General features: G+C 69.5%; 5 protein-coding genes. 4 read left to right on the forward strand and 1 reads right to left on the reverse strand.

Annotation, left to right across the window (positions count from 1 at the left end; genetic code table 11):
• From AB7E35_RS07160 to ubiA, 4 genes are all read left to right on the forward strand, one after another.
• Positions 1–872, forward strand: an 872-nt coding sequence (locus tag AB7E35_RS07160) for a LysR substrate-binding domain-containing protein (protein ID WP_428167318.1), incomplete at its 5' end; no start/stop codon positions are given.
• 81 nt (positions 873–953) lie between these two features.
• Positions 954–1,472 (forward strand): Dps family protein, encoded by a 519-nt coding sequence (locus AB7E35_RS07165; RefSeq protein ID WP_428163011.1) that lies wholly within the window; start codon positions 954–956, stop codon positions 1,470–1,472.
• 31 nt (positions 1,473–1,503) lie between these two features.
• Positions 1,504–3,045 (forward strand): CHAD domain-containing protein, encoded by a 1,542-nt coding sequence (locus AB7E35_RS07170; protein WP_428163012.1) that lies wholly within the window; start codon positions 1,504–1,506, stop codon positions 3,043–3,045.
• A gap of 91 nt (positions 3,046–3,136) precedes the next feature.
• Positions 3,137–4,009, forward strand: a complete 873-nt coding sequence (gene ubiA, locus AB7E35_RS07175; RefSeq protein ID WP_428167319.1) for a 4-hydroxybenzoate octaprenyltransferase — start codon at positions 3,137–3,139, stop codon at positions 4,007–4,009.
• Between the two features lie 52 nt (positions 4,010–4,061).
• Here the strand turns inward: ubiA and proC are convergent, their stop codons facing one another.
• A complete protein-coding gene (proC, locus tag AB7E35_RS07180) occupies positions 4,062–4,892 on the reverse strand; it encodes a pyrroline-5-carboxylate reductase (RefSeq protein WP_428163014.1) in 831 nt (276 codons plus the stop codon).
• Positions 4,893–5,206: the final 314 nt, after the last annotated feature.

A 5,206-nucleotide genomic window follows, 5' to 3' on the forward strand; every position in this document is an offset into this window, starting at 1 on the left:
TGTCGGTGGCCGTCAAAAAGCTGGAGGACGAGCTGGAGGTCAAGTTGTTCGAGCGCAGCGCGGGCGATGTGACCGTGACGCCGCTGGGCGACGAGATCGTGCGCCAGGCGCAAAGCGTGCTGGAGCAGGCCGCCGCCATCAAAGAGATCGCCAAGCGCGGCAAGGACCCGCTGGCCGGCGCCCTCACGCTGGGCGTGATCTACACCATCGGCCCCTACCTGCTGCCCGAGCTGGTGCGCCACGCCATCGCGCGCACGCCGCAAATGCCGCTGATGCTGCAGGAGAACTTCACCGCCCGGCTGCTGGAGATGCTGCGCACCGGCGAGATCGACTGCGCCATCCTGGCCGAACCCTTTCCCGACACCGGCCTGGCCATCGCGCCGCTGTACGACGAGCCCTTCATGGCGGCCGTGCCCTCCAGCCATGCGCTGGCCCAGCGCAAGAGCGTGTCGGCGTCGGAACTGAAGAACGAGACCATGCTGCTGCTGGGCGTGGGCCACTGCTTTCGCGACCATGTGCTGGAGGTCTGCCCCGAGTTCGCGCGCTACGCCAGCAACGCCGAGGGCATACGCCGCACCTTTGAAGGCAGCTCGCTGGAGACCATCAAGCACATGGTGTCGGCCGGCATGGGCGTGACGCTGGTGCCGCGCCTGTCGGTGCCGCGCGATGCGCTGCACACCGGCGTGCGCCGGCGCAAGAGCGACGACGCCCATATCCGCTACCTGCCCGTGGTGGAAAGCGACGGCAGCCCGCCGCCCATGCGCCGCGTGGTGCTGGTGTGGCGCCGCAGCTTTACCCGCTATGAGGCCATTGCCGCGCTGCGCAATGCCATCTACGCCTGCGAGCTGCCCGGGGTGACGCGGCTGTCCTGATGGTTTTGTGGTGCCCGCAGGCGCTGCAGTTGGTACAGTCGGTTCATTGGTTTCAAGCCCATCAACCCGAAAGGACACACCATGGCCAAGCCCAGCAGCAAATCCGCATCCACCAAGACCGGCGTGCCGCGCATCGACATCGGCATCAGCGAAAAAGACCGCGCCGCCATCGCCCAGGGCCTGTCGGGCCTGCTGGCCGATACCTACACGCTGTACCTGACCACGCACAACTTCCACTGGAACGTCACTGGCCCCATGTTCAACACGCTGCACACCATGTTCATGGACCAGTACACCGCGCTGTGGAACGCCGTGGACCCGGTGGCCGAGCGCATCCGCTCGCTGGGCCACTTCGCGCCGGGCTCGTATGCGCAGTTTGGCCAGCTGACCAGCCTGCCCGACGTACCGGCCGAGCCGCCCAGGGCCACCGAGATGATCCGCATCCTGGTCGAAGGCCACGAAGCCGTGGCCCGCACCGCGCGCGAGCTGTTCCCCCTGGCCGACAAGGCCAGCGACGAGCCCACGGCCGACCTGCTGACCCAGCGCATGACCGAGCACGAGCAGGCCGCCTGGATGCTGCGCTCGCTGCTCGAAGACTGACGATCTCTTGCGCAGCAGCGCCGCACGCACCATGTCCGCCACCGAAACCGAGCTCAAACTGGCCCTGCCGGGGCTGGATAGCGCGTTGCTGGCCCGGCGGCTGGCGCGCGTGCCTGCTTTGGCGCGCACCACGCCCATGCGCGAGCGCCTCACCAGCATCTATCACGACACGCCTGCGTTGGACCTGCTGCGCCAGCGCGTGGCGCTGCGCCTGCGCCGCGAGGGCGAAGGCGACGGCAAGGGGGCCAAGGCCCGCTGGCTGCAAACCCTCAAGACCGCGGGCGACGCCGCCAGCGCCCTGAGCCAGCGCGGCGAGTGGGAGATGCCCGTCGCCGGCCCGGCGCTGGAGCCGGCGCAGCTGGCCGGCACGCCGTGGGCCGCCCTGGATCCGCAGGGCGAGTGGGCCGCGGCCCTGCAGCCCTGCTTTACGACAGACTTTGAGCGCACCCGCTGGCGCCTGCGCGTGCGCGGCGGCGCCGTGATCGAGGTGGCGCTGGATGTGGGCGCCATTACGGCCACGGTGGACGGCGCGCAGCGCAGCGCCCCCCTGTGCGAGCTGGAGCTGGAGCTTGTGCAAGGCCCGCCCGAGGCACTGCTGGCGCTGGCGCGGCGCATTGCCCGCCATGTGGCCGTGCTGCCGCTGGCAGCCAGCAAGGCCGAGCGCGGCTACGCCCTGCTGCAGCCACCCGCCAGCCCGGCCGTGACGGCCAGCCCGCCACCGCTGGCGCGCCGCATGACGGTGGCCCAGGTGGCCGAGCGCGTGCTGGGCGAGGCCTTCCAGCAGTTTTGCGCCAATTTGTTTGCGCTGCAGCAGGGCTCGGACGCGCCCGAGGTGGTGCACCAGGCCCGCGTGGGCTGGCGCCGCCTGCGCAGCCTGGTGCGCTTGTTTGCGCCGGCCTGCACCGACCGCCCCGCGCCCGCCGCTGCCGCGCTGGCGCCGCTGCTGCAGCCGCTGGGCCGCCTGCGCGACCTGGACGTGGCCAGCACCCAGACCCTGCCTGCGCTGGCCGCGCACTATGCGCAGGGCGATGAGGGCCGGGCCGCCGCCTGGCAGTCGGCGCAGGACATGCTGGCCGCCGCGGCGCAGCAGACCCGGGGCGAAACCCGCGCCGCACTGCAGCAGCCCGCCGTGGGCGCGGCCCTGCTGGCCTGGCAGGACTGGCTGCATGGCTGGTCGCTGGCGGCCCAGGTGGCACCGGGTGTGCAGGCATGCACGTTCAGCGCGCTGGCGGCCGAGCCCGCCCGGCACTGGGCGCGCCAGCGCATCCGGCGCCTGGTGCGCAAACTGGCGGCGGCGCTCGAGACTGCGGGCGACGACGAGGCGCTGCACCATGCGCGCATCCTGGCCAAGCGCCTGCGCTACGGCAGCACGGCGCTGGCGCCGCTGTTGCCGCAGCGCATGACGCGCCACCGCAGCGCGGCCGAGCAATGGCAAGAGCGCCTGGGCGCCCAGCGCGACTGGACCCAGGCCGGCGCGCTGGTGGCAGCGCATGGCGGCGATGCCGCCGTGGCGGCCTTTTTGCGCGGCGCGGCCGTGGGCCGTGGCTGGGCAGGTGTGCGGGCGGGCCGCTGATGGGCGCACACTGCGCCGATGCAGTGCTGATGCCTTGCCTGCGCCTTGCCTGCGCGTTTCTTCATCCCATCTTTTTCTTCATTTCTGCCGCATGTCTGTCGTTCTTCCACGCTCCCGCCTTGCCCTGTACCTGGATCTGATCCGCTTCAACCGCCCCGCCGGCTGGCTGGTGCTGGTGTGGCCCACGCTCGCGGCGCTGTGGGTGGCGGCGGAGGGCTTCCCGGGCTGGCATCTGCTGGCGGTGTTCGTGGCGGGCACGGTGCTCATGCGCAGCGCGGGCTGCACCATCAACGACATTGCCGACCGCGACTTTGACCGCCACGTCAAGCGCACCACGCAGCGCCCCATCACCAGCGGGCGCATCGGCGTGACCGAGGCGGCGCTGGTGGGCGTGGTGCTCACGCTGGCGTCCTTGGCGCTGGTGCTCACCACGCGCTGGGAGGCGGTGGCCTGGTCGGTGCCCGCGGTGTTGTTCACCATCCTGTACCCGTTCACCAAGCGGTTTTTTGCCATGCCGCAGGCGTTCCTGGGCATTGCGTTCAACTTCGGCATCGTGATCGCCTTCGCCGCCGTGCAGGGCCAGGTGTCCGCCGCGGCCTGGGTGCTTTGGCTGGCCAATCTGTTCCTGGTGCTGGCCTACGACACCGAATACGCCATGGTGGACCGCGACGACGACCTGAAGATCGGCATGAAGACCTCGGCCATCACGCTGGGGCGGTTTGACGTGTCCGCCATCATGGCGTTTTTTGTGCTGTGGCTGGGGCTGTCGGCCTGGGTGCTGCTGCCGCTGGGTCTGGGCTGGCCGCTGTGGCTGGGGCTGGGCGCGGCGGCGGCGCAGGTGGCTTGGCATTTCATGCTGATCCGCGGCCGTACGCGCGAGGGCTGCTTTACTGCCTTCAGCCAGAGCCACTGGATGGGCGCGGTGCTGTTTGCGGGCGTGGCGCTGGGGTATTTGCTACGTTAGTGATAGCTAGCAGCGCTTGTCTGACAAGCGCTACAGCCGCTTTTTATCTAAATCAGGCACCAAACTCGGCCGCCAGCTCCCGGGCGCGCGCCTGCGCCGCGCGCATGGCGGCGATGAAGTGCTGCGGCACCTGCGCGGCCTGCAGGTGGGTGATGGCGGCGTGCGTGGTGCCGCCCTTGCTGGTCACGCGCTGGCGCAGCACCTCGGCGCTGTCGGGCGACTGGGCGGCCAGCTGCGACGCGCCCTGGAACGTGGCCACGGCCAGCTGGTAGGCCTGCGCGGCGGGCAGGCCCATGTCCACGCCCGCCTGGGTCATGGCCTCCAGAAACAAAAACACATAGGCCGGGCCCGAGCCCGACAGGGCGGTGACTGCGTCGAGTTGCTCCTCGGCCCCCACCCAGACGAACTGCCCGGTGGTGGCGATGACCTGCTCCACCAGCGCTTTGCTTTGCGCATTCACTTGCGGGCAGGCAAACAGGCCGGTGATGCCCTGGCCCACCAGCGCCGGGGTGTTGGGCATGGCGCGCACGATGTTCTGCGTGCCCAGCCAGCGCGCGATGCTGTCCGTGGGGATGCCCGCGGCCACGCTCAGGTGCAGGGCAGCGCTGGTGTGCGGGCGCACGGCGGCCGTGGCTTCCTTGAAGGTCTGGGGCTTGACGGCCCATACGACCAGCGCGGCGCGCGCCAGCGCATCGCTGGCCTGGGGCTGGGCGGTGATGCCGAAGTTGTGCAGCAGCGCGGCGCGCGCGGGCTCGAAGGGCTCTACCACCTCGATCTGGCTGGCCGGCAGGCCGCGCTGCACCAGGCCGCCGATGATGGCGCTGGCCATGTTGCCGCCGCCGATGAAGGCAATGGGGGGAAGGGTGGGGGCGCTGGCTGTCATGGGGTGAATCCAGTTGAAAAACGAAGTCAGGCGGTATTGTGCGCTGCCCGGCCCCTATCAAAACAGGAGCTGCTCACGCTTGATTTACCTGGGTTTGAGGCGGTTTTGAGCAAAAATTCATGTGCTGCAGACCGGTTTTCGGACTTTCCCCGGTCTGTTGGGGGCATTAAACCGGCTTGCAGACGCGAAAGATCGCAAAATATAGGGTAAAAAGTGCCGTAAACCCATGTAAGGCAATCGCTGGCAGCTATCAATTTTGATGCGGTTTGCGACATGCGACATGCGACATGCGACATGCGACATGCGACATGCGA

Origin of the sequence: Diaphorobacter sp., from assembly GCF_050251835.1 — a bacterium.
Taxonomy (GTDB): Bacteria; Pseudomonadota; Gammaproteobacteria; order Burkholderiales; family Burkholderiaceae_C; genus JBFXIE01.

What these genes read in the sequence shown, in the direction of transcription:
- AB7E35_RS07165 (WP_428163011.1), top strand. Translation starts at nt 954, where the DNA reads ATGGCCAAGCCCAGCAGCAAATCCGCATCCACCAAGACCGGCGTGCCG.
- AB7E35_RS07170 (WP_428163012.1), top strand. Translation starts at nt 1,504, where the DNA reads ATGTCCGCCACCGAAACCGAGCTCAAACTGGCCCTGCCGGGGCTGGAT.
- ubiA (WP_428167319.1), top strand. Translation starts at nt 3,137, where the DNA reads ATGTCTGTCGTTCTTCCACGCTCCCGCCTTGCCCTGTACCTGGATCTG.
- proC (WP_428163014.1), bottom strand. Translation starts at nt 4,892, where the DNA reads ATGACAGCCAGCGCCCCCACCCTTCCCCCCATTGCCTTCATCGGCGGC.